Raw genomic sequence first — 23,761 nt, forward strand, 5'->3', positions numbered from 1 at the left:
GGTGTGGGGGACGGCGGCGCACCGTAGTTGCGGGCGGCGCTGCCGCGCGGTTGCGACACGCGTGAGCCTGCGCACGTTATGTCGACGCCCGATTCGGGAACACGCGGGCTGGACTGTCTTCGACGTTGCGAAAGGATTGCGCAGTGGCCTCCTCGTCCCGCGGTTCGCGGCTCGGTACCCGGTTCGGGCCGTATGAGCTGCGATCACTGATCGGTGCCGGGGGACTGGGCGAGGTCTATCGGGCCTACGACACGGTTAAGGACCGGATGGTCGCGCTCAAGCTATTACGTGGCGAGACGGCCGCGGACCCTGGCTTCCAGCAACGACTTTGGCGCGAATGCCGCAAGGTGACGCGACTGCAGGAGCCCCACGTCCTGCCGCTGCATGACTTCGGCGAGATCGACGGGGTGCCGTTCATCGACATGCATCTGGTCGACGACGGGGGCAGCCTCAAGGACCTGCTGCGCGAGCAGGGCGCGCTGGAGCCCTCGCGCGCGGCATCGATCACCGCCCAGGTGGCGCGCGCCCTGGACGCCGCCCACGCCGCCGGGCTGGTGCACCTCGACGTCAAACCCGAAAACATTCTGCTCACCCACGATCACTTCACCTACCTGGCCGACTTCGGCATCGCCGAAGCCGCCGGGGACGAGTCCCTTTCGCGCACGTACATGGCGCCCGAGCGATTCACCACCGGACGCATCGGGTCGCAGACCGACGTCTACTCCTTGGCATGTGTGCTCTACGAGTGCCTCACCGGGCAGCCGCCGTTCGAGACCGAGGACGCGGGGGAGCTGAAGAGCGCGCACCTGCTGTCGCCGGCGCCGAGGCCCAGCATCATGCGCCGCGGCGTCGGCCGGGACTACGACGACATCATCACCCGAGGCATGGCCAAACAGCGCACGGCGCGATTTGATTCGGCCGGCGCATTGGCCCGGGCCGCCAGCGAAGCGGTGTTCGCGGCGTACGAGCCGGTTTCCGTTGGGGCCGGCCAGCTCCCGCTCCCGCGCACCCGTCCGTTCCCGGCGGTGGCGCTTCCGGATACCGGCCCCGACGGCGACGCCCCCGAGCCGCCCCCTGCGTCGCCGCGGCCCGCGCGCCGACTGATGGTAGGCCACGCGCCGCTCGTGGTGACAGCGGTGGCGACGGTGCTGCTGATCGCCGGCCTGGTGTTGTCGGTGAAATCCGTTGTCGGCACTCATCACAACAGTTCGGCCTCCCCGGGGCCGTCGTCAGCGCGAGCGGCCGCACCTCCCGCGCCGTCGAGCTCACCGCCGCCGCTGACGCCGACGTTGTCGCGTCCGGTGAAGGGCGCCGACGGGCTCGGGTTCGTCGGCGAGACGGCCCGCTGCGACCCCGGCAACCCGCCGGCCGCCGTGGTGCGCACCGCCAAGTCGCTGGCGGTGGTGTGTCAAAACCTCAGCGGGACTTACTATTACCGCGGCGAGCGGATTCGCGATGGCGCCCACATCGAGCTTTCCAACGCCAAGCCCGTCGAGGACGGATTCGACGTCACCAATCCGGTCGACGGCGTCGTCTACGAGGTCCGCCCGCACCGGCTGCGGATCATCAGCTACGGGCACGTCGATTCGTCGGAACCCGTCCTGCAGTACGCGACGGCGTCGTAATCACTGGGAAGGCAACCTCTTCGGCATACCCGGCCGTGCCAACGCGCAGGGTGGCACATGTCTTTCGAACGCGCTAGCGGATGTGATAGCGGTTTGCACACAATCCCGGTGCAAGCACGGCCGAAAGCGTTGGTTGCCAACGGCTCTGCTTGAGCCGCGGTATCGACACGGCGTGGCTGGCGAGCCCGATGCCCGCACCCAGGATGGGCCAGATCGGCCAGAAATAGGTCGCGCCGGTCGTCAGGGCGACGGCCGCCCAGACGGTGAGCACGACGACGACCATGGCCAGGTACGCGGCGAGGTGGGCGCGCACGCCGCGACGGGCCGCGGCGACGCGAGCGGCGCGCCGGCGGGGATCGTCGCGCCGGATGCGATTGACCGGCAGGTCGGCGAGCAGTTCGCGGAGTTCGTGGTCGGTCTGCGTCTGGAAAGCGGCTTGTAGCCGTCGGTCGTACTCGTCGATCTGCAGGTAGCCCTGGGCGAGGGCCTGACCGAGCAGGTCGGCCGTGCGCTCCCGGTCGCGGGTGCCGGCGAGCGTGGATGTGGTGTCAAGCAGATTCGTCATGTCGTCTCCTTGGTCGCCGATGTGAATGTCATTAACATAGACCTTAATGTTAATGTCGTCAACATGGCTGTGAAGCGGTCGACCTTGCGCCGGCGGGAGAGCTATCACCACGGTGATCTCAAGCGCGCGCTCACCAGCGCCGCGCTGTCGCTAGTGGCCGAGAAGGGGCCGAAAGGGTTCACCCTCACGGAGGCGGCGCGCCGCGCCGGGGTCAGCGCCGCGGCGCCGTACCGGCACTTCGCCGACAAGGCCGAGCTGCTGGCCTCGGTCGCCGAACAGGGATTCCGCGAACTGCACGCCGAGTTGGCCGCGGCGGCCGATCGCGTGTCGGATCCGAAGGAACGGGTGACGGAGCTCGGGCGGGCCTACGTGCGGTGGGCCATCGCCCATCCCGATCACTATCAGGTGATGTTCGGGGCGTCGCTGAAGGCCGAGCAGGGCCTTGCGATAGCCGGCGAGCAGGCGTTCGGGGACCTGCTCGACGCGATCACCCGGTGCCAGGAGGCCGGGATCGTCGCGGCTCAGGATCCCCGCGAGGTGGCCGGGCCGCTCTGGTCGCTGGTGCACGGCATCGCGACGCTTGCGATCGGCGGGCAACTGCAGGCGGTGGGGATCGTGGAGGCTCCCGACGAGCTGGTCGCGGGCGTTGTGGCGCAAGTGCTTTGAGTGCTCACCAGGGCCGTTCTGTTTCCCGGCTGGGTCCCGGGGTGAAGGTGACCGGAAGCTTGCCCAGCCCAGTCATGCTCGGGTTGCCCAGGTACTGGTGGACGTTTTCGACGTCGACTTCATAGTCGGGGATGCGGTCGAGGACGGCCTTGACCATCACTGCCGACATCAGCCGGGCGAGATGCGATCCGATGCAGCGGTGCGGGCCGAGGCCGAATGCGACGTGGCGGTTGGGCGCGCGGTCGAGGATGATCTCGTCGGGTCGGTCGAACTCGGTTTCGTCGTGGTTGGCCGAGAGCCAGCTAAGGACGACCCGGTCGTTCTTTCTCAGGCATTGGCCGCCGAGGACGACGTCGTGAGTGACTGTGCGGCTGAGGGTTTGGTTGACCGAGAAGTAGCGCAGGAATTCGTCGGTGGCGGTGCGGTAGAGCTCGGGATGGTCGATGAGTTGCTGTCTGAGGTCGGGGTGAGTGCCCAGGTGCCTTAGGGTCAGTGCGGTTTGTGAGGTGGTGGTGTCGACGCCGCCGCCGATGAGGTTCCACAGGATGTTGAGCAGCTGCTCGTCGGTGAGGCGGTGGCCGTCGAATTCGAATTGCAGCAGGAAGCTGGTCAGGTCGTCTTCGGGGTTGCTGCGTCTGGCCGTGGCGAATTCGATGACTTCTTGCATCATGGCGGGGACTTTGGCGATCGCGTCGGCGTACTCGTCGCTGTCTTGGGGGACGGCCATGACGGAGTGAAAGAGGTTGGCGTACAAGTGCCAATTGTCGTAGGGCAGGCCCATCAGCTTCATGGTCAGGATGGCCGGGACCGGGCTGGCGTAGTCGAGCACCAGGTCCATCTGCCCTGTTGTGATGTGTTGGTCGAGGAACCAGTGCGCGGACTGCTCCATGAACGGTTTGAGTTTCTCGACGGCGCCGGGGGAGAAGAACGGGGCCAGCGCGTGGCGGAGGGCTTGGTGGTAGGGGCCGTCGACCTCGCCGATGCCCAGGGCCGGTTGGCCGTCGGGGCGCGGGACGCCCATCTCGCCCTGGTAGTCGACGCCGTCGGGGGCGTTGGGTTCGTATTTGTGGGCGAAGGTGTCGCCGTCGCGGGCCGTGTGGCTGACGGCGTCGTAGCTGCTGAGGTACCAGAAGCCGTCGTAGTTCTCGTTCCAGGCGACTGGACATCGTTGCCGCAGTTCGGCATTGACGGCCAGCTCGTTGAGGTTGAACGCGTCGGAGTGATGGTCGAAGTCGACGGTGGCGTCGGGCCGGACCTTCGGGCGTGTGACCATCGAAAGCTCTCCCACGGAAGCGGTCTGCTTAGTTGGCGGTGACGGGCGCTTATTGGTTTATCTTTGCATTATTACGCTTTCGCGTGGCGTGGAGAAGCTTGGTTAAAGGCCGGTAGCGATTGCATTCGTCTGGGGTCTGACTTGCTGCGGAGGTTGGGTTGAGAAGTCATCGAACGGTTTTCAATCACGTTGGGTTGTGCGTCACGGATCGCGAGCGGTCGCGCCGCTTCTACGAGGGTCTGCTGGGGTTCCAGTTCTGGTGGGAGCTCGACCCGCCCGATGATGCGACGTCGCAGCTGGTCGGACTGCCCGAGCCGCTCGGCGTGCACGCGACCTATCTGGTGCGCGACGGGTTCGTGCTCGAGCTGATGGACTACTCGAAGCGTCAGGTTCATGCCGGCACGGAGCGGGCGATGGACCAGATCGGCCTGACGCACATCTCGTTGTCAGTGTCGGATCTTCCGGGTGTGCTGGCTCAGGTGGCGGAGTTCGGGGGAGCGGTGGTCGATTCGTCAGTGTCGGCCGGCGCGGCGATGATTCGGGATCCGGATGGGCAGTTGCTTGAGTTGCTTTCGGATGGCTGGTTGAAGGCGTTGCCTGCGCGGCCTGCGTACTAGGTTGCCCGTTTCGCCGCTGCCGTGTGGCGCAGGCTGGTCCGAGAAGGCCCATGTTGTTCGGTGCCGGATGAGATGGTGTCACTCGGAGAGGCGATGGCGCGAACAACTGGTAGGTGGGGCCGCCGATCGCGATGCGGTTGCCGTGCTCAAGTTGCGGGCCGTGGTGATTTGGCACATAAAGCGACATGCAGGCAAAGAGGTCGAACTCAAATGGTCCCGGTATGTTCGCAGGTGGTGAGGCGGGCCTTACACAATCGGTCGCAAAAGCGAGTTCCCTGGTGCCGTCATATGGACCGCCTCGAGTGAGCCGTGACAGCCTCTGGATGAAAATGGGGCCTGGCGTCGTGCCATCTTGGCAGCAATTTGGTGGAACGTCCATATTCACGGTTGCGGGTCGCGGCGCAGCGTCAAACGAAGCGTACCTCGGCTACTGTCAGTGGAGGATTTGGCGAGCTGGCATCGACCCACGGCAGTGCAGTTTAACTAGTTGATCGCGAGCCGGCGGGCGTAAGGGCGTCGGCAGGCGTTAGGCCTTCTTTAATAGTTCGGTACAGAATCAGTAGTACGACCAAGATTCCGTCGACCAAGATTACCGGCGCATCCGTATGCGGCTGTTTCCAGCAAACGACGGCTAAGGTTGCCGCGGTCAGGATGAAGAGCGCGATGGACGCGTATCGACGAGCTGGAACGTCTTGGTCGGCAGGGCGTTCCTCGTACTTACCAGACCGGCGCATGCGCAGGGCGATAAAATCCCAAGCAATATATAGGAGAGCGGCGGCTGTTACGAGGGCTGTCGAACGAAATGCCTCTGGCGGAGAGCTACTTCCAGCTATCCGGTAGTGGACAGTCATGACGGGGACCAGCCAGTAGTCATACACGAGAAGGACGTCGATCAAGAATAAGAGAGTTGGGAAGTTCCAGAACCGGAGAAAGTAATTCACCCGGTTCACGCTGTTGTGGTAGCCCACCCAGCTTCCGATTGTCAGCACTGCAGCGACAAACAGGTGGCTGATGGCAGCAGCGGGCAGGGGACCGCCGACGCTGACCTCGAGGATCTTTCCCACAACGAGTGCAAAGAGCACATCGACGAAGGTGACGCCAGTGTCCCGCGTATCAATTTTGGGCGGTCGGTTGGGGTGCCAGCGAACCCTTGTTGTCATGGCAACAAGTTAGCCCAGTGGGTGTCCGTGATACGTCGGATTGCTTCGAGCGCTCCTCGAAGATCGGAAACAACCATTATTTGTCCATTTGTTGCGCTTGTTTCGCGTCGCTCGTGCTCCCACATGTAGCCGTCGACGTAGACACCGATAAATCCCGCCGAGAGTGCCGGTTCGATGTCCGACGGGAGACTGTTGCCAACCGAAATCGCCAGCCGTTGGCCAGTCCGAAACCTGGCGATGGCTGTGAATGTTTCGGTGGTCTTCGCAGGCACGACGACACAACGGTCGAAGTAGTGCCGAAGCCCCGACTGGCGAATCCGTCGGTGTTGAATCCATCGCTCACCTTTGGTAAGGAGTACAAGGTCATACCGCTGTTCAGCCTCTTGCAGGACGATTTTCGCATCGGGCATTAGCGATGGGTGCTCCAAGTAAACTGCTAACGCTATAAGAAAGATCACCAATTTAAGTGCCCACTTTGTGGGCTCCGCGCAGAGGGGCGCAACCTCGTCGAACGCGAGCAAGCAAGACCGCGGAAACCGATGCCACGCGAAACCCTGAGTCGCGACGCGTTCCAGATCGATCTTGCGCTCCACTAGCTCCCATCGAGCCCCGTCGATGCCGAACCTGCACAAAAGCGTGCGGATGCGCCTTCGGGCACGGTCGTAGAGGGGCTCGGTTGCCCACAGTGTGTCGTCTCCGTCGAAGACGGCTAATGTCCTGCTCGACATGGGTCAAGGGTAATAGAGGGTTCCGACAGAAGCTCCCGTCGAACTGCCCCGGTGCGGTGGGAAATTGGCGCAGACTCTTGACGGCGTTCACTGTGGCCAGAAGCACAGTCCCGGATGGCCAGCGCCCCGCGCCGCAGAGAGTCCGTCCAGGCTGAAACCGTGTGCTTAGATTAGGAGTGGATTGCGCCGCCGCATAACACTCTGAGGGGTTCTGAGAAGCACCGTTATTCCGAATGTGGGCGTCGATAACGAGCTTTTTCGGCGGTGGCGACCTGATTTGACTGGCTTATCCGCTAAGCCGGCTCATAGTTCATCGCGAGGTCTGATTCATATAGCGCCTGCACGGATCCCTTGGCGTGGATGACCACCTCTCGAACAGTTGCGTTTTGCAGGTCGAGCACCCGCATGTGGGTGCCGATCTTCGTGAGCGCCTCGATGCGGTGGAATTCGCAGCCGTACTCCTGCGCAAACCGGGCTAACGCCTGCAGCTTCACCAGTGAGTCTTCAAGGTGGTGGCCGTGCGGATCGACGATAGATGCCCTCACCGCGCCGTTGATCTCGTTAAAGAATAGGAAGTCTGGGTGCATCGACCGCCAGTTCCCGACTTCGTCGCGGTAAGTGACGCCAAGCGAATCAACCGCGGCTCTGGCTGGATTGCGATACCAGCCAACGCAATCGGGCCGCTTGGTTTCGGCAATCACAACCGCGCGCTCCCAATCATTCAGCGTTCCGATGGGGAACATCCCGTCCGCATCGGACATCAAGTGCTTACCGACCAGAGGCGCCACGCCGATCTGCCCCGCGTCATCCGTGGTCGCATAGTCCTCCATCCTTCGGCGCGGCCGAGCCAGTTCACCGCGGCGAGGCTCAGTCGCAAGTGCCCGAATCGTCTCGTAGTCCTGCTGCCGCTCGTCGGTTAGGCCCTTAATCGACACTCGATGCTGGACAAACCACCTGTCGGCGAGTTCGTCCGCCTCGGCGTCGACCTTTTCCCGCACGTCCGGAACGGTGGCGAGCGCGGACGTCTTGACGTACGCCGATCGGAGGCCGTCGTCGTCCGCTTCGTCGTCTGGAGCGAGGTGGTTGACATATGACTGCGCTATATCGGCGCCAAATGCCTTGCGCGCGTCCTCAAACGCGACTCTGATCGCCCGGTCGTCGGCCCGCTCGACGAAGTCGATGTACGTCAGCTTTGACTTCCCGACGGTGCCGGTGATGGATTGCCCGCGCACTGCACGAACCTCGAATTCCGCGTCATCTAGTTTCCGCGCGTACCTGGTCGCGTAGGTGTCGAGAATCGTCCGCATCTCCTGCTCGACTAGGCTCAGCGCGCCTGACTGCAGACCATCGCCAGACAGCGCCTCGGCAAGCGCGACCAGACGCTTGACAGGGCGCGCACCGCGGGCCGGTACCGTCAGGGTGGGGAGCGCGTCCCAGCATGCCCAAACATCCATACCGATGTGCGGATTCGGGGCGAGCTCGCGGCCGTCGAGCAGTACCTTCGGCCCGGTCGTCGGCATCTCGGTCAACTGACCGGTCAGGAGCTTCACGACGTTGCCGGCCGTGGTGCGGTCGAAGAACGGCAGGATGCAGTCGACCGCGTTGAGTCGATCGTCGCCTGGGACCCGGCGCGCCAGCGGATTGCGCACCATGCGACCGAGCAGTTGCGTGATGTGGGTGTGGTCCTTCGCGGGCCGGAACGAAACCAGCACTTCTGCGCGCGGACAGTCCCAACCCGTCGAGATGCCGTCCTTGGCGATGAGCACACGCACGTGAGTGGCGTCTTCGACCCGCTGGGGCTCGATGTACCGGACCTCCCACGAACCGAACTGTTGCGTCGAGTGTTCGCCTAGGACGTGGCGGACCTGCTCGGCGCCGAATTCGGGGAACTCGCGGAAGATCTCATCGAGAGCGCGTCCGAGATCGTCCGGGTTAGGTGTGTTAGGTGCTTGAAGGACGAGCAGCGGGTGCACCAGCTGCGTCGACCCTTGCGACCGGACATATTCGTTCCACCGTTCGGTCGACGCGCGTAGCTTCTTCGCGGCGCGACGAACAAGGACAGTATCGAAGTTGCCCGCCTCAGCAGGGATATCCAGCACGACGGTGTCTTTCACGAGCCCGGACTCCTGAACTCGAGCCGGTTCAACAGTCACAGCCGACAACGCGCGGCGGCTCTTCGCGGCGTGGGCCGCGTCCATCGCCTCTCGGAACCTCTCGATCGTGGCGGAGATGCCCCACACGATGGGTACCGGCGGTAACCCGGCGTGGCCGTTGACCAGCCGCCTGACAATGGTCGGTTTGTCGGACGTGGTCTTGGTGTTAAATCCCCGGTGGGCCTCGTCGAGGATCAGGTAGACAGTCAGGTCGTCGTTAGCGATGGTGTTCGCGATCGTCTCCCAGATCGTCCACCCCTGCATGTCCGGCGGTGCGTCGGTGCCCAAGCCGGGCAGTGCGCCTGTCAGCGCGTCGGGGTCGTGCCCGCGGGTGAGGAGCGAGCTCTTCGTCAGCTTGCCGGTGTTCAGAAAATATACTTTGCCGGGGTCGAGCTGGGGCTTGGAAAAGGGGGGCTCGATAACAACAAGGTCGGACGATACGAGCTTCTCGGACGCTTCCATCAGACGAAACCGGGTCTGCTGGTTCAGGTTCGGGTCGTCGGAGAACCAGATCACGACTGCGCCTGGGTCAGCGGCGAAGTCGAAGTTGTCGCTGCCGTAGAACAGAGCTTCGATCGCGGCAGCAGCCATGACCGTCTTGCCGGCGCCGGTGGTGGCAGTGAGCGTGAACGACGTCTCTTGTCCGTCTCGGCGGTAGAGCGTGCGCGCTTGCTCCAGACGGCGCAGGACGTCCTCAACACCCTCTGCTTGGTAGTCCTTCAGGGTGAACTTCACCGGGCACCCCTTCCCGCTTCGATCTCGAAGTTGCGCAGGTACGCCTCGTACAGCCGGACAGGTTCGATGTGCTCAGGTAGGTCGCGGCACACCGACTCGAACAGCCAATCCTCGTCGGTTACAACGAATGCATGCGTCGCGTCCGGTTTGGTGGCCAGTGCGTCCATGAACTCGTCGGTGTGGTCGAAATCCGCTATAACACCGTACGCTTCCACGACGTCCCAGCCCTTCGAGATATCGTCGATCCGGGAGCCCCGCGACCCGGCTCGCATCCAGAGGAGAGGGGCGACTCGCTCGAACTCCCGGTTGCTGGCAACACGAAGTGGCGCTTCGTAAGTGAGAGTGAAGAACTCGGCATTCGCCTCGAAACCCTCGGCTAGCGGGAATTCATCGGTGAATGCATAGTGACCTTTTATCGGCTCATCATCAGGGGTCTTGCCGGTGATGGCCGCCTTAATGCGGGGTTTGGCGACGTACTCGCATATGCCCCGGCGTTCCCACTCTGGGTCGCCAGGTCGGACGCCTTTTTGGCGCAATGTCTTTTGCTCGTCGGCCGCGACCTCGTTATTTGTTACTAGTATTGATTGGCGTCGGCCGCCGTCTTGCCTATTCAGACGCAGGACGGCATGCGTGGTTGTGCCCGATCCCGAGAAGAAGTCAACTATCACGGCGTTTGGAGTGGCACCAACCACCAGTCGCAAAGCGTCTTCAACCGCGTAGACAGATTTGGCGTATGGGAACTTCCGGCCCGGAATGATGGCCGAGAGGAGGCCCGTGCCATTGCTCTGGGCATTGTGTGACTCTTTGTCCCACTGAGTGGTTGGCAACGACGCCTTTCCAGTCGCATATGTGACGACAACTGACCCGTCAGGGTCGCGACCAGTAACGAGGAGCTCACCGCTCGCGACCTCTGCCACCTGGCCACTGGTTAGGTAGTACAGGGTTGGTGGCTTGCCATTCTTCCCGCGGATGACCTTTACGAATCCCTCGGCAAGACGCTTCCGCAGTGTCGCCGGTGTAAGACCCCAAATCATCTCCGTGCCGTCGGGCTTTAGCGGCCAGATGGTATGGCATCCGGCCACGTCTGCCACGGTCGATCGGTCCACCCCCAGCGGTATTGAGGCTCCAACATTTTCGATTCGGCCTGACGTGGCTCCAACGTAGATGGGGTAAAACTGATCGGGCCGTGGCTGCGGACCGTTGCGTCGCGATGAGTCCTCGAACCTCCGAAGACTCGCCCAACGGACCTTCTCGTTGGCAAGCTGCCGCTCGGCAACGAGTTTTTGGTCACCGAGTAGGACCAGAAAAATGAACTCGTTTGTGCGCGTAAGTTCATTCGTCCGAACGACCCCTTTGCGGTTGATCACGGACGACACCATCTGTATGCGCGCCTCTGGGAACGTCTGCTCAAGCAGGAGCCCGAGGCGTAGGTATTCACGTTCGTCGATTGTGACAATCAGCGCAGAGGACAACGGGTTCAACAGGTCCCGAGAGAGGACTAGGCGCCGCTCCATAAATGCCAACCATTTCGAGTGACGATAGTGGTCGTCGGCTTCGACGTAGTCGTTGTTGTACTTCCAATCGCGGGCGCCAGTGTTGTATGGCGGGTCGATGTAGATGCAGTCGACTTTCCCGCGGTGCGTGAACATAAGTAACTGCAGCGCGTGAAAGTTCTCGGCGTTAATGACCGTGTGGTATGGCTTATCGCCGCCGCGCTCGATCTTGCCGGTTGACACCAAACCGGGGTAGATCGGATCGCGGAACTCGGCGACTACGACGAGGTCCTCGAGGGCGGCTGTTGCCGTCTCGGTGTCGTCAGCTAGGGCAATGAGTTCGGCAGTCCGACAATCGCCGTCTCGCTCGATTGAGGCCACACGCCAAAGCTTTTCGTCCGATTTTTTCGGAGGTAAACCGCGCGCCGGGAGGATGCGCACCTTGTCGCCGCGGCGAACGCGACGGCCCGGCAACTCCACTGCCTCGGGGACATGGCGCTCAAAGTTGAGGCCGAATGCGCGGCGGTCGGCCAGCGCGGCGACTTCGCGCTGCAGGTCGGCGGCGAGCGACGGGTCCTTCTCGTTAACTTGGCGAATCAGGTCGTTGATCCGGGACAACTGGTGACTCCTTAGTCGCTACTCGGGTCGATGGTCAACGTGCCACGCGCGAACGTGGCAAGGATGCGTTGGTGGGTTTGGCGCGGCAGGTGCCGGTTGCCGGGTTCGCCGAATGGGGTGCCCGGCCGCGGAGGTGCTTGGTTCAGCAGCTCGATGAGGCCGGGTCGGCAAACCATGAGTAATCCGTGGGTTGCCCGTGTGCACGTGACAGCCAGACGCCCGAAAGCCGAATGGAACGCGTCGAGCTCGGTTGCACCATTGAGTGGGTGTACGGCGACCGTGATTCCGTTCGTCTGCCCTTGCCACGAGTCAACGGTTGAGGCGACGATCTCGTTGGCGGCAAGTAAGTGCTTTTCGCGTAGGCGCTCGACCACATCGGTCGCGTCATCGACCGCTTGGTTTCGCGTTGCCAGGATCACGACGAGGGGGTCGGTGGAGCCGTCGCCCGGACGTTGAGTTGTTGTCGAACCGGTTGGAGCGCCGGTGTCGTCGTAGTTGGTGCGTATTAAGGCGAATTCGGACGACAGCAGTTCATCCAGAAGCGATTCGACGACCTCCATGAGCGGGAGGTCGATGTCGGGAGCCTCCGCGTCGCGTAGCCCGGCGACCTCGAGCAGTGTAGGGACGCCTGTGCCGACCTGCGTCCAAACGGTGGCCGTCTCGCCGGTCAGGCCCTTGGCAACCAGCGAGCGGTCGCCCGGGGCGGCGACACAGTTCAGCTCATCCCAGTCAGGGTAAAACGCTCGCCATAGGTCGAGGTGCCCGGCGGCGGGACGCCAGACCGCTGGCAGCTCGACAGACACGGTGCGGGCATCGTCGACATCGTCGAACTCGGTTGGCCATGCGCGATATGGGTTGTAGCGAGGGTCGCCCCGCCAGGGGTTGGCCCCGATCTCCAGTGGCGGCAGCTGACCAACGTCGCCCACGCCGACCGCTACGGGCGCGGCCTTCGCGACGCGGTCAAACAAATAGTGGGGAAGCTGCCATGCCTCGTCAACAAACAGGACGTCGAATGGAGCGTCACCATTCCATCCGGGTCCGAAGTGTTCGCGCATTCGGCGGAGTTCGCTCGGTGCGCCTAGTTTGTGGCATGTGGATATGACGACCTTCGAGTCGACTGGGATGGTGCTGGTAGTTGTCGCGATCGTCGCGTTGGTCCGTGCGTCATTGGGAATGTCGCCGAGCCTGTCTTTGGCAACAAACAGGCACACCCGATCGGCGCCTAGGGATTTACCGAGCGACACGGCCAGAGGGTGGATTTGGTTGTTGGTGAACGCAGTTACTGCGACCCGCGCGCAGTTGGGCTGCGCAACCGCGTCGACGAGTAGCCGCTTGAGGACGAACGATTTCCCAGCGCCAGCGGCAGCTCGTACCAGCAGCCGGTCGATCGGTTCGACGCCTGACAAAGCGTTGTTGAGAACGCTCGCGGCGTCGTTCGCGACGGCCGCGTTGCGCGCCGCCGCTTGGGCGTGGTGGATACGGTCGGCAGTGTTGGGCGTGGGCTGAATGAACTGGAGTGTCACGCTCAGTCCACATCGTCAAGGGTTAAATCGTCGGGTGGAGGGCCGACCGAGTCCGGCTGCGAAGCTGCAGTGGGAGATCCGGCTCTAGCGACTTCGAAAGCGTCGCGGTCGATCACCGGCGGCCACGTGTCAGGGTTTAGCTCGCCTCGCGCTCGGCGTGCCGCAAGTTCGTCCGACCAGGCCGCCTCTGCGTCTTCGTGTGGGCGACAACAGTACTGGTGCGAGTTCGGGTCGTTTTCGTACGAGTCGTCCGTGCAGCCCGGTTTAGGGGCCGATATGGTGTCAGGTGTTGGCCGGTCCACCTTTAGGAACTTGTTCCCCTTCAAGTCGCAGAACCACGCGAAGTCGGCAACAACTAGTCGGGCGCCGGCGGAAACCGCCGGGTCGTTCTCGGGTGCCCAGGCCAAGTGCTTGGTGTCGGCGATGGCAGCGAGTGGTCCGATCGACAGACCCTCGAACTTGAAGCTGCCCTTCTGGGGTTTCACGGTGACCTGAGAACGTTCGATGCACGCTTCGCCATCTACGTGTAGCAGCACCACTTTGGATCCGGCTCCGATGCGTCGCGATTCGACGGACAGTCGCAGCGGGTTGACGTTGACGACCGTTGCGGCCGCGACGTGACGGATTCCCGCGTCCGCCGCCAAATCTTCGGCTGCCTGCGGGTTGGCCAACACGAGAAGTTGATTGCGGCACAACGTATCACTCTCGATCGCAGGGACGAGTGAGTTGCGCCAGTGGCGGTACGTTCGACCGAACCGAACCAGATCCGAGGCGTGCAGCCGCAGCCTCCGCCGCCACACCGCCTGTGCGTCGCCCTCGATCGCGCGGTAAACCTCCCGGAGCTTCGAGTCGGCGACAGTGTCGAGGTAGTTCAGTGCACCCTCGAGCGTCGTGCATTTGTAGTCCAGTTCTTTGGTCACGAGATCGATGTATGCCTGCGGGTCAGCGGTCCTCGCGGTGTGGATGGCGTTGGACGTGCGACTGGTCAGACGGGCACCCGGAGTATGGTCCGACGTCTCGATGTAATCCTCGAACTGTCGTGGCTGCACCGGACCACGAGTGAGTGTCTCGGCCCACCCGACGAGGTAGTCCAGACGATAAGAAGCCACAGCGGGCCCGCCTGCCGCGACGTGTCTGGCTAGCGCCGCTCGAAGGTCGACGATCGGCGACCGCAGGGTCATTGCGCGGGCACGATCCTCTTCCAAAAGGAATGACACGGCCGTCCGATCGGATTCTGCCAGCGCCGAAGGGATGTCGGCGGGTTCTCCGTTGAAGGTGAGCGCGGGTCTACCCACTTGAAGGTCGCGCTCCCAGCGCAACCGACTCAGCTCGATCCCGGCCATGTTGTCTGCGATCGATACGAGAACATCCGCCGTCGTGGTGTCCGGAACGACCAGATGGACGGGGCTCGGTTCGTCCTTGTTCGCCTTGCGCTGGTCGCGCATCGCATTAGCGACTTCCTCGCCGAGCAGCCGCAGTAGGTCGCGTCGAGTCTTCGGCGCCTGTGGATCATCAAACACGGTGACTCGCCACGGCTTTCGCCCTGTGGCCGTCACACGTTGGAGCGCGATGCCGTGAACGCCTAGTGCCGCGGCGTCCGACTTGGCAATGACAACATTTACAGTGCCGGGCAACCCCGCCTGGTCTACGCGCTTTTGGCCAGTGGGCTGCGCGACGCCCTTCAGCGTCGCCATGACATTCGCAACTACAGACGCGGGTGGCTGACCGAGCACCCCGGTGCCGTCGATCAGGCCCACGACATTGGGCCGGATATTCGCTGCCACGCCGAGCTCGACGAGCAGATCTGTCGGGTTCGACGACGTTCGAAGTTCATCGCGGCAGTAGCTAAAAAGTTGGCATGTCGGGCACGTCGCAGGGTCGAAGGTGGCGATCAGGTGGGCAACGAATTGCGCAGCGTCCGCCGATTTATCGAACGATATAAGTTCGGCCTCGCGAACGCGCTCGGCGATGCGCTGCCGCACTTCACGCCTGTGGTCGTCCAACAGCTCCACGAGCGGCTCGGGCTGCAGGAAAGCGTTGCGCGGAACCGCCAACACGCCATGTGAGTGGACCGCCATCCTGTCCGGCCGCAGAGACCATGCATCAAGCGACTCCGCGCCGACGGCGACCTGGAGAAACCCTTTTAGTAGCCGCGTGTCCTCGACGCGGGAACGCATGCGTTCATAGTCCTTCGCGTCGCCGACAATGATCCAAGATCTAGTCCGATCTATAGTCGCGGCGACGATCGCGAAATCCGGTCGGACGTTTGTTGCGCCGGTTGCCTCAAAGCCTGCGAACGGGACGGCTAGTCCGTGGATAAGAGTGGCGTCTCCATCGCGGACGGACCGAGTATGCGCGTCGGCGAGCAGTTTCGCCGTATTTCCGACGTTGACGTGGGCGTTAACTGTCACTACCTGTGTGGGACGTGCAAGCCCGAGACGCCCCACCGCCGTCGTGGTGACCTCGCTGGCAAACGCCACATCTCGTACGAGCCGCTCGAAAGTCATCGCACGCATCCATCGCGCATCGGGGATGCGTCCCGATTGGTCAGCGAAGCCAATTTCCGCTGCGAGACGTCGCCGCGTTCGCCCAACGATCAGCGGATCAGTGCCGCGGAAGCGAGCGCAGGCGGCATGTGCGGAGGCTGCTACAGCGCCCGATCCACCCCCCAGGGACGGGTGCGGTGGCGGCGCAGCTGACGTGGCGACGACAGTCACGATCCACTCCATTTCTCGGGGCAGAGCATCGACGTCCCCCGTTTACTTGCATATGCGTATAGTCTGCCGCGGAGCTGCGACCTTCGCGGCAGAATAGAGTGGATTCGCGCGCGTCCGAGTAGTCGCCGCTTGGACCGTAGTTTCGTGAGCTAGTCACACATGCGGCACTTCCACGTGAAGGGGTTCGGAGGTTGCGCGGCCGCGCTTGCCGCCAATTGTTGGTCATCGCTGCGGAACATCATGGCGCGGCTCGGGATTTGCCGGGCTGCGTCCCAAACCGCGAAAACTGGGGATTGGCCGCTATCCCGGCTGTCCGAGGAAACTCGAAAATGGCGAATCGGAGGTGTCACTCATCCTCTCGTGCGCGTTCAGTCGCATGCATCCATAGCGCTACATCAATCCTCCGGAGGAGGCTGACACCGCTGGGTGCAGCGGCACACACCTCTTCAATGGTTTGTCGCCTTACCTTATCGGCTAGCTGGTCGTGCATGTTGGCCCAGAATTGCCCCTTGGGAGGCACTAGTAACCGTTTGACTCCAGAATCGAGGATCGCCAGTAGTCGTGGGCGCTTCGCTGCCAGCAGCTTGCCCGCGGTAACATATCCCACGCCCTTAAGCTCCATGAGCGCTGTATGTAGTTGTGCGGCGGCACTTTCTGGCTCGACGTCCGATCGTGGCATGTCCCAAAGGTCGATACCGTCGGGCACCTCCGCTAGCAGTCCGTTGAATTGGTCAGCTTCGGTGATGAGGAGCCGTGCGGCAGATTCAGTCGGCACCTTTACAGAAAGTGCCTCCACCGCAAGTACATCCGACGGGGCGAACTTGTTAACGTCAGCCGCCGCGGCAAAGATTTCGAACCAGCGCCCAGCGAACTGATCGTTGCATCCTCCGTCGAAATAGCGTCTTAAATAGTGTTGAACTTGAATCGCGTTTTCGGAGAACCACTCTCCAAGGTCGAATGCAAAACCGTTGCTCATAACTTCCTTCGGGTGCGACAAGTTATTCTTCCGAGAGTCAGGGTTACTACTGATCCTCAACCTTCGGCATATACGTCTCCACTCAGACGGCAAAAGTCGCGATATTGCCGAAACGTTCTCGGATGGCCCGTGCTTCGGCTTTACGGTCGTGGGTTAGCACGAAGTACTTGCTGGCCTTCGTCGTCCCGCTGCAGCCGCAGTAGCAAGTCCCGTCTGGGCGAACGTCAGGGTTTGCAGGAATGTCCCCGCTGTGTGTCTCCACCGTCGACTTCCTCAGGATGGGTCGGAGTATCTTGAACTGCTAATGCGACGTTAATCTGCGCCTCCAGGCCTATCCCGAGTCACTAACGATCAGCCCAGACGAACTACGGCGCAGCACTTTTCGCTCTAGTGCCTTGTTCAGCGCATCGTTCAGCCGAGCATCGATCGCCTGCGTGACGCGGCGGCCACCCAGCAGATTGAGCGCTTCACGTTTGAGGTCGTACGTCTCGATCCCACCCGTCTGCTCCGCGACGACGATCATCGCGTTGCCAATCTCGATCAGCGACACGTGTTCTAACTGACGGCTGACGCCTTCCGGTGGTCGGCGCACGATCCGCCAGTCTTCTGGCTCGACGCCGACGGGCCAGAAGAACCCCTCGCCTGTCGGCCGGCGATACTCAACGGGGACGATTCGTTCAATCGATCGATGGCGATTCTCGTTGAGTCTGGTCAGATTGAAGGCTCCTGCAACCAATTTGGTAAGTCGACGCGGGTGTATCGGGGCTTCCACGGCCATCGCACTGATGATCGCGTCGTATACCCGCGACTCCGCGTAAGCGATCGGCAGGTCGTCCAGCACAGTTACATCCCCGAGTCGACCCGGTTTCCACTCGCGATAGACCTGCACCATCGGATGACTTTGTGGCGCTTGTGGTTTCGGAGGCAGCGTCGCTCGCAGTAGGGGCGCGTTCTGACGCAGGGGAGCCGGCGGCGCTGTCTCCGCCGTTATCTCCCCGGACAGCACACGCTGACGCGTTGTTTCTACCGACTCCTTGAGTTGGGCCACGACGTGTTCAGGTCGTCGTAGCCACTCGGGCAACCACACCCGTTCGATAGCAGCCCAATGCATTAGGTCGCGCAGAACATCCACCGGCAGGGCGTCGCGGTCGGCAACGGTGCGCCGTGCGCGCCAACTCTGACCGTCGAGGAGAACTGCGACAAGCTGCCGCTCGGGTTCCGTGGGATCCCCAAGTACAAGATCCACTCGGAAATCGGACAAGCCGAGATCGGTTGTCACGACCAGACCGGCGTCTCGCAATGCAGCGGCGATGTCATCCCGGTGGCGATCGATCACGGGCGTCCGACGCATGCTGTCGGCCGCGTCGTCGACACCGCGCGCCGCCATCTCCAGGTACGCCTTCAGATGCTTCGTGCCGATCTGGCTGGTTTCCTCCGCGCGTAGGTCCTCCGCGTCAAAGCTCGCGTAGAGGACCACCTCTCGCCGAGCGCGGGTGATCGCAACATTGAGCCGGCGTTCCCCGCCGGGCCTCGACAGCGGCCCGAAGTTGAGCGGCACCACCCCTTTTTCGTTGGCGCTGAATGCTACCGAGAACAGGATGGTGTCGCGCTCGTCGCCCTGGACGTTTTCCAGGTTCTTGACGAAAAGCCCGTCCGGCTCGTCCAGAGCACGCACCACCCGTTCGTCTGCACTGTCGCGCAACAGGTTATCTATCAGGTCGCGTTGCTGGGCGTTAAACGTGATGATGCCTAGGGACGGAACCCCGTCGGGCGACTGCTCGAACCGCCGCGCTACGTCATCGACGATGGCATCGGCCTCGACGCGGTTGGTCCGCAGTGTCTTGCCTTTGCCGGACCGCTCGAAGGTCCCGTTTACCCGGATTAGCGATATTCCTTGTCCGCCCGCATCGGACGCGCCACCGCTTCGCGGTGCGGGGAAGGAGGCCAGCCGCCGGTTGTAGTAGTGCTGGTTGCTGAAGGCAATCAATGCCTCGTCCTGGCTGCGGTAGTGCCAGGACAACCACTGCTGGGGGAGCTGGGCGTGGACGCACTCGGTGAGGATCGACTCCTCGTCGAGGAAGAACTCTTGGTCGTTGTCGTCCGCGTCATCGACGTTGGCGTTCGCCTCGGCGAAGCTGGTCGGCGGCATCTGCTTGCTGTCCCCCACGACGACTACAGAGCGGCTGCGGCCCATCGCCCCGATGGCATCAGCGACCCGAATTTGAGATGCCTCGTCGAACACGACGATGTCGAACAGATCCGGGCGCGCCGGGAAGAACCGCGCCACCGAGTCGGGGCTCATCATCGTGCACGGCATGATCTGGGTGATCAGCTCCCCGTAGTGCTCGATCAAACCGCGCACGCTCATCCCGCCGCGGCGTCGGTCCAATTGGCGGCGCAAGCCGCCGATCTGGCCGCTGGCCGCATTGGCGTCGAATCGCCTCTTTTGTAGTAGCGCCGCCGGGATCGCTCGAGGCAACTCGCCGCGGATCGCGCGCAAACTCTTCGTGTATCGCTCGACGGTCTTGTCGTGGGCCTCGGCGCTGAAGCTTCCCAGGGCGGTGGCGTCGCGGCGCTCGGCAACGGATGCCACGGCGATGCCGCGCGCGAACGCCAAGCTGGCATCGTCGGGGTCGATCTCGCCGTTGAGGATGGCCGTCCGCACGGCGGACATCCCCGCAGGTTTGAGCGGTTCGATGAGATGCAATAACGCTGCCCAATGCTCGATTGAGGCCGTGTCACCGAGGCGGCGCGCGCTGCGCATCGCCCACCAGTGGACGATGAAAGATTGGGGCTGTGCCCATTCGTTCTGCCGCTCGGAGTTGGTTTCGGTGGTTTTCGTCAGGGCGCTCCACGCCGACGGGATGCGGGCAAGTTGGCTGGCGAAGGCGCCGACGGGCTGATTCGCGTAGTACGACCGCAGATCGTCGATGTGCGGGTCCTTGAGGTGAGCCGAAAGGAGTGCTGCAGTCCACCGCAGCCAACCCAATTCCTGCCTGACCTTCGCGGTGTGCTCGGCGACAAGGGGATTCCACGGTTCGCCGATGACGGTGGTCGGAATCCTCGCCACCCTGCCGCGCACGTCGGAAACCGCAGCGTGCGACTCCAGGATGTCCGCGACGAGGCTAGTAAGTGTTTTGAGGTCAATGGTTTTCGGGTCGACCACCAACACATCAGAAAGCTGCTCCAGCACGGCGCGCCGACGTTTCTTGCGCCCGAAGAACTTCGATTCGTCCGCCGCCACCGCGGCCGCGTAAATCGTTGGAATGTCGAGGTCGACCGCGTCCACCGAGGCGACTGACCGCCACTCGGGTGTGCGCTGGGTCAAGCTATGCAGGTCGGCGTCGAGTGACGCCAGCTCCTGCGCCCAGGCGTCTTCGTGCAAGGTGTCCAGCGCGTCCAACGGGTACCGTGGAGCACCACAAAGCTTTACCCAGTTGTCGAAACCGGCGGGGAGGCCGCACCGCCCCAGGCTCTCGATCGTGAGGCCACACTCGACGGCTGCGGCTAACGCTGAGTCGAACTCGACTGCGCACCGGTGGATTTCGGCGACATCCGATTCCGCAGGGGGCGAGTCGATGAAGCCCCAGGGGTGATCGACGCTTGGCTGCGCGAGATCGGCGACCTCTGGCAGCTTTCGCATCACCTGCTGGAGGGCATGCAGCGTCTCCGAAGGGCCGCCGGCGACAAGCTCTTTCGGAACTTCAATCGGGGCGACGTCCTGGTCGGCGGCGAGCTCGGCCGTGCGCGCTGAATACAACGACATGCCGGCGGCGTTTTCCTCATGCAGCCGCCGCGCGTAGCGGGCGAGGGCATTTCGACTGGATTCAGCCGCCTCGGTTTGCGTACGCAGCGAATCGGCATCGGCGCTGACACTGAGATCTAAAGCGGCGCGGATCTGTTCGCGAACGGCGGCGGGCCGCGCAGACTTGTCATGCAGATCCAGCGACAGCTCGCCCAATCCGACCGCCTGCAGCCGTTTCTTGACGACGTCCAGGGCGGCGCGCTTTTCGGCCACGAATAGCACCCGCCTTCCGGCGGCCATGGCGTGGGCGAGCAGATTCGTGATCGTCTGGGATTTGCCGGTGCCCGGCGGGCCTTCCAGCACGAAGGTCCGTCCGGCGGCAGCTTGAGCGATGGCCTGCAGCTGAGACGAGTCGGCGGATACCGGTATTTCGTCGCCGAGCCGATCGAGGTCGACTTCGGTGCTGCCGGCCACCGGGTCGGTGAACGGCTTGTCGGGCGAATCGATCAGGTGCCGAACCAAGCTGTTGCTCGACAATGCTTTCCACGAATTGTCAAGGTCCTTCCACAGAGGAAACTTCGCGAACTGCAGGATCGCGAGGTGCGTCGTCTCCTCGACGCGGAAGTGCAGTCCTGCCCGCGTTATCGCGCGGCGAACGGCGTTGAATGTGGCCGCCAGGTCGATCCCCGAAGCATCATGCGTAGGTTCCTTGAGATCGGGAACCTCCAGGCCGAAGGAAACCCGCAGCTTTTCGACTAGGCAGTAGTTCGGTGTCGAGGCTCCCGTTTCGTCGAGGGCTAGGGTGTAGCGTTCGCCGCGGTTGGCCGTGCTGAGCGTTACGGGCACGAGAACCAACGGCGACCGAAGTTCGCGGTCGTCGAACCGCCAGTTCAGCATCCCGAAGGTCAGATACAGGTTATTGGAGCCGGTTTCCTCGACGATGGTCTTGGCTTTGGCGGCCAAGTACCGCAGCTTGGTCTTGTACGCCGCGGCGGTGATGTCGATGTATGCGCTGTTCTTCTCGGCGAGCAGCAGTTCGCGTTCGCGTTCGGGAAGATCACGCCCATAGCGGATTCCGCGGGCGACATCGATTTCCTTGACGGCGTCAGACGCCAGCAACGTTATGCGTGCATTGTCGTTAACGGCGTCTTCGAAGCGGCCGAGGGCGGGTCCCGGTATCTCCACCCGGTATCCGGCGCGGTCGGTGTAGTTGATCAACTTGTTGCGCAGGCTCAAATCCAGCAACGCGTTCTTCCATTTGGCGACCCGCGGCGGCACCGAGTCTGTCTGATGCGAGACGGTCGCGCTCGAGTCGGAGCGTTGATAAGGGGCAATCACAGGCCCCTCAGCCGGGGTGTATTCGGTGACGACGACGCTGCCATCGGGACTCAGCGTGCGACTGGGCAGCGGATAGATCCTGGAGAGCCGTGCCTGGCGAATGTCGGTCACACCAAGGACATTCGACAAGTCATCACCGAGATGTCTTCTGCCCGCGCCGACCGCATCCGGAAAGGGTGAGGAGTCGTCGCCACCTGCCAGCATCGTCGTCTCGACAAGCCGTATCTGACCGAGGTCCACGAGGTTGGCGACGTCGATTACTTCGGTGGTGGAGATAGCCGGCAGTGCAGAGTCGACTCGCCAATAGCCGAGCAACGCATGTCCTTTGAGCACCCATAGGGTGGTGTTGATGCCAGCCTGTTCCAGCGCGGCGGCCATCGTGACAGCGGTGTCCAGGCAAGTTCCCAGTCGGTCGTCAAGGACTTCGTGCGGCGTGCGAATTTTTTGACCGTCGAGTCCCCAACTTGCCGGAGGTTCCGCATACCGGATATCCCTGGCGCGCATCGCGTCATAAACCGCTTGCGCGATGGCGTCGGCTCGTTCTGGACTTTCGCTCTGATAGCCGTCGATCGCCGAGCGTCCGGTGGCTGCATTGAGACGGTCGGAAACGTCCTGCATTAGCCCGCCGATCGCTGATGCGTTCGGCTGGATGTGCGCGGCTAACATCTCCAACCCGAGCTGTAGCGGGGTGGCCTTCCACTGGTTGGCGGCAAGAATGTTGACCTCGGTGAAGCCTTTCGCGATCACTTCCCCTGCGGCATCCTGCAGGACTGCTTCAATGCGGCCTGGGCGCTGGTCGTCGACCGTGAGCATGGAGGCAGGGTCCAGCGCCAAGTCAACGTCGCGCAGGATCGTGGGCTTGCCGGCCGCGAGGTCAACGTGCAGTTCGCGTGGTCCGCCATGTGAACCCGTGGCGCTGACCACATCCACCCGGAGCACCGCACCCCGCAGGTCCTCGGTGACCCCGTCGATCGTTACCTGGTCGACCACGGGTATCCGGCAATGTGCCATCGGATAGCTCAGGTCGGAGATGGCCTTGATCTCCAGTCGGATCGCGGCCGTGCTCGCCGCCGGCAGCGTAATTGTTTCGTGCGTCGGGGCCGGGGCGAAACGGGTGGCGGGAACCGTCTGTTCATCGGGTCGTTGCGCCATCGGCGGGGTAGGCCCGCTTGCCGGTCGGGGTTGGCCTTCGGACGTGGGCCCAGCGGCAGGCAGGGGACTGACGGTCAATTTCAGCCGGGCGGCTTCGGCCGCGCCGCCGGGGGCATTGGCCGTCCGCAAGAGCAGTTCGATCGAGTCGATAGCTCGGTAAGCCTCGGCGGCGCTGAAGGTCTCGTTGTGGGCCCACCGGTTGCGGACGTCGCGCAATTCGCTGGCGTAGCTTTGTCCGAGCCGGGACAGCTGTCGGTTGAACGGGAAGCCGTATTCACCGAGCCGTTCGGTCATGGCCCGCAGCATTAACGACAAGTCCCGGGCCTTATACATGCCCATTTGCCGTCCGGCGGCGGCATCCTTGCGGCGCAACACCTCGGTCCACGACACGCTGGGTGGCAGCGACTTGGCGCACACCTCTTCGACGAACGGGCTGAGGCCGTCGATCAATATCGACAGCGCCTCACCCACGACGATGTGGTAGTTCTTCTCGCTCACGAGAGGTCTCTCCAGGTGAATTCGGTGAATGCTGCCGCGCTGCTCGGACGTGAGGCGAGCTTAAGTGGCCCGACCGACAGCCCGCGTTGGACATAAAACCACGACAAGCTAACTTTCCGCAGGCGTTCCTGAGCAGCGCCTTACGCGAAAAGCGTGTGGCGTGTCAGCGCGCGCTTTTA

13 protein-coding genes are annotated in these 23,761 nt (G+C 62.9%); 3 read left to right on the forward strand and 10 right to left on the reverse strand.

What is annotated here, in order from left to right:
* Window positions 1-143: 143 nt before the first annotated feature.
* Complete coding sequence (locus W7U_RS05770) at window positions 144-1,625, forward strand: serine/threonine-protein kinase (protein ID WP_008255806.1); 1,482 nt, start codon at window positions 144-146, stop codon at window positions 1,623-1,625.
* A gap of 73 nt (window positions 1,626-1,698) precedes the next feature.
* Here the strand turns inward: W7U_RS05770 and W7U_RS05775 are convergent, their stop codons facing one another.
* A complete protein-coding gene (locus W7U_RS05775) occupies window positions 1,699-2,190 on the reverse strand; it encodes a DUF1707 domain-containing protein (protein WP_008255808.1) in 492 nt (163 codons plus the stop codon).
* 69 nt (window positions 2,191-2,259) lie between these two features.
* Here W7U_RS05775 and W7U_RS05780 point away from each other — a divergent pair, with 69 nt between their 5' ends.
* Window positions 2,260-2,856 (forward strand): TetR/AcrR family transcriptional regulator, encoded by a 597-nt coding sequence (locus W7U_RS05780; protein ID WP_008255810.1) that lies wholly within the window; start codon window positions 2,260-2,262, stop codon window positions 2,854-2,856.
* Between the two features lie 4 nt (window positions 2,857-2,860).
* Here W7U_RS05780 and W7U_RS05785 read toward each other — a convergent pair whose 3' ends face one another.
* Window positions 2,861-4,129 carry a cytochrome P450 gene (locus tag W7U_RS05785; protein ID WP_008255818.1) on the reverse strand — a complete coding sequence of 423 codons (1,269 nt, stop codon included), beginning with the start codon at window positions 4,127-4,129 and terminating at the stop codon, window positions 2,861-2,863.
* Between the two features lie 158 nt (window positions 4,130-4,287).
* Between W7U_RS05785 and W7U_RS05790 the strand changes: the two genes are divergently transcribed.
* Window positions 4,288-4,746, forward strand: a complete 459-nt coding sequence (locus tag W7U_RS05790) for a VOC family protein (protein ID WP_036428771.1) — start codon at window positions 4,288-4,290, stop codon at window positions 4,744-4,746.
* A 479-nt stretch (window positions 4,747-5,225) separates the two neighbouring features.
* Here the strand turns inward: W7U_RS05790 and W7U_RS05795 are convergent, their stop codons facing one another.
* From W7U_RS05795 to W7U_RS05825, 8 genes are all read right to left on the reverse strand, one after another.
* Window positions 5,226-5,906, reverse strand: a complete 681-nt coding sequence (locus tag W7U_RS05795; protein ID WP_136244305.1) for a hypothetical protein — start codon at window positions 5,904-5,906, stop codon at window positions 5,226-5,228.
* Window positions 5,903-6,634 (reverse strand): HAD family hydrolase, encoded by a 732-nt coding sequence (locus W7U_RS25015; protein ID WP_008255832.1) that lies wholly within the window; start codon window positions 6,632-6,634, stop codon window positions 5,903-5,905. The genes W7U_RS05795 and W7U_RS25015 overlap by 4 nt, the downstream gene beginning before the upstream one ends.
* A gap of 293 nt (window positions 6,635-6,927) precedes the next feature.
* On the reverse strand, window positions 6,928-9,522 hold the full coding sequence (locus W7U_RS05805) for a DEAD/DEAH box helicase family protein (RefSeq protein WP_008255834.1): 2,595 nt from the start codon (window positions 9,520-9,522) through the stop codon (window positions 6,928-6,930).
* On the reverse strand, window positions 9,519-11,633 hold the full coding sequence (locus W7U_RS05810; RefSeq protein WP_008255837.1) for a DNA methyltransferase: 2,115 nt from the start codon (window positions 11,631-11,633) through the stop codon (window positions 9,519-9,521). Before W7U_RS05810 ends, W7U_RS05805 begins: the two co-directional genes overlap by 4 nt.
* 11 nt (window positions 11,634-11,644) lie before the next feature.
* Entirely contained in the window at window positions 11,645-13,156 is a 1,512-nt protein-coding gene (locus tag W7U_RS05815) for an AAA family ATPase (protein ID WP_008255839.1), read from the reverse strand.
* Between the two features lie 2 nt (window positions 13,157-13,158).
* Entirely contained in the window at window positions 13,159-15,663 is a 2,505-nt protein-coding gene (locus W7U_RS05820; protein ID WP_008255840.1) for a hypothetical protein, read from the reverse strand.
* A gap of 556 nt (window positions 15,664-16,219) precedes the next feature.
* Window positions 16,220-16,849, reverse strand: coding sequence for a DUF6308 family protein (locus W7U_RS26105; RefSeq protein WP_136244875.1), 630 nt, complete (start codon window positions 16,847-16,849; stop codon window positions 16,220-16,222).
* A gap of 331 nt (window positions 16,850-17,180) precedes the next feature.
* The gene (locus tag W7U_RS05825; RefSeq protein ID WP_008255842.1) at window positions 17,181-23,582 is read right to left on the reverse strand and encodes a DUF4011 domain-containing protein; all 6,402 of its coding nucleotides are present in this window, start codon (window positions 23,580-23,582) and stop codon (window positions 17,181-17,183) included.
* Window positions 23,583-23,761: the final 179 nt, after the last annotated feature.

It is taken from the genome of Mycobacterium sp. H4Y (assembly GCF_000364405.1).
Classification (GTDB): Bacteria; Actinomycetota; Actinomycetes; order Mycobacteriales; family Mycobacteriaceae; genus Mycobacterium; species Mycobacterium intracellulare.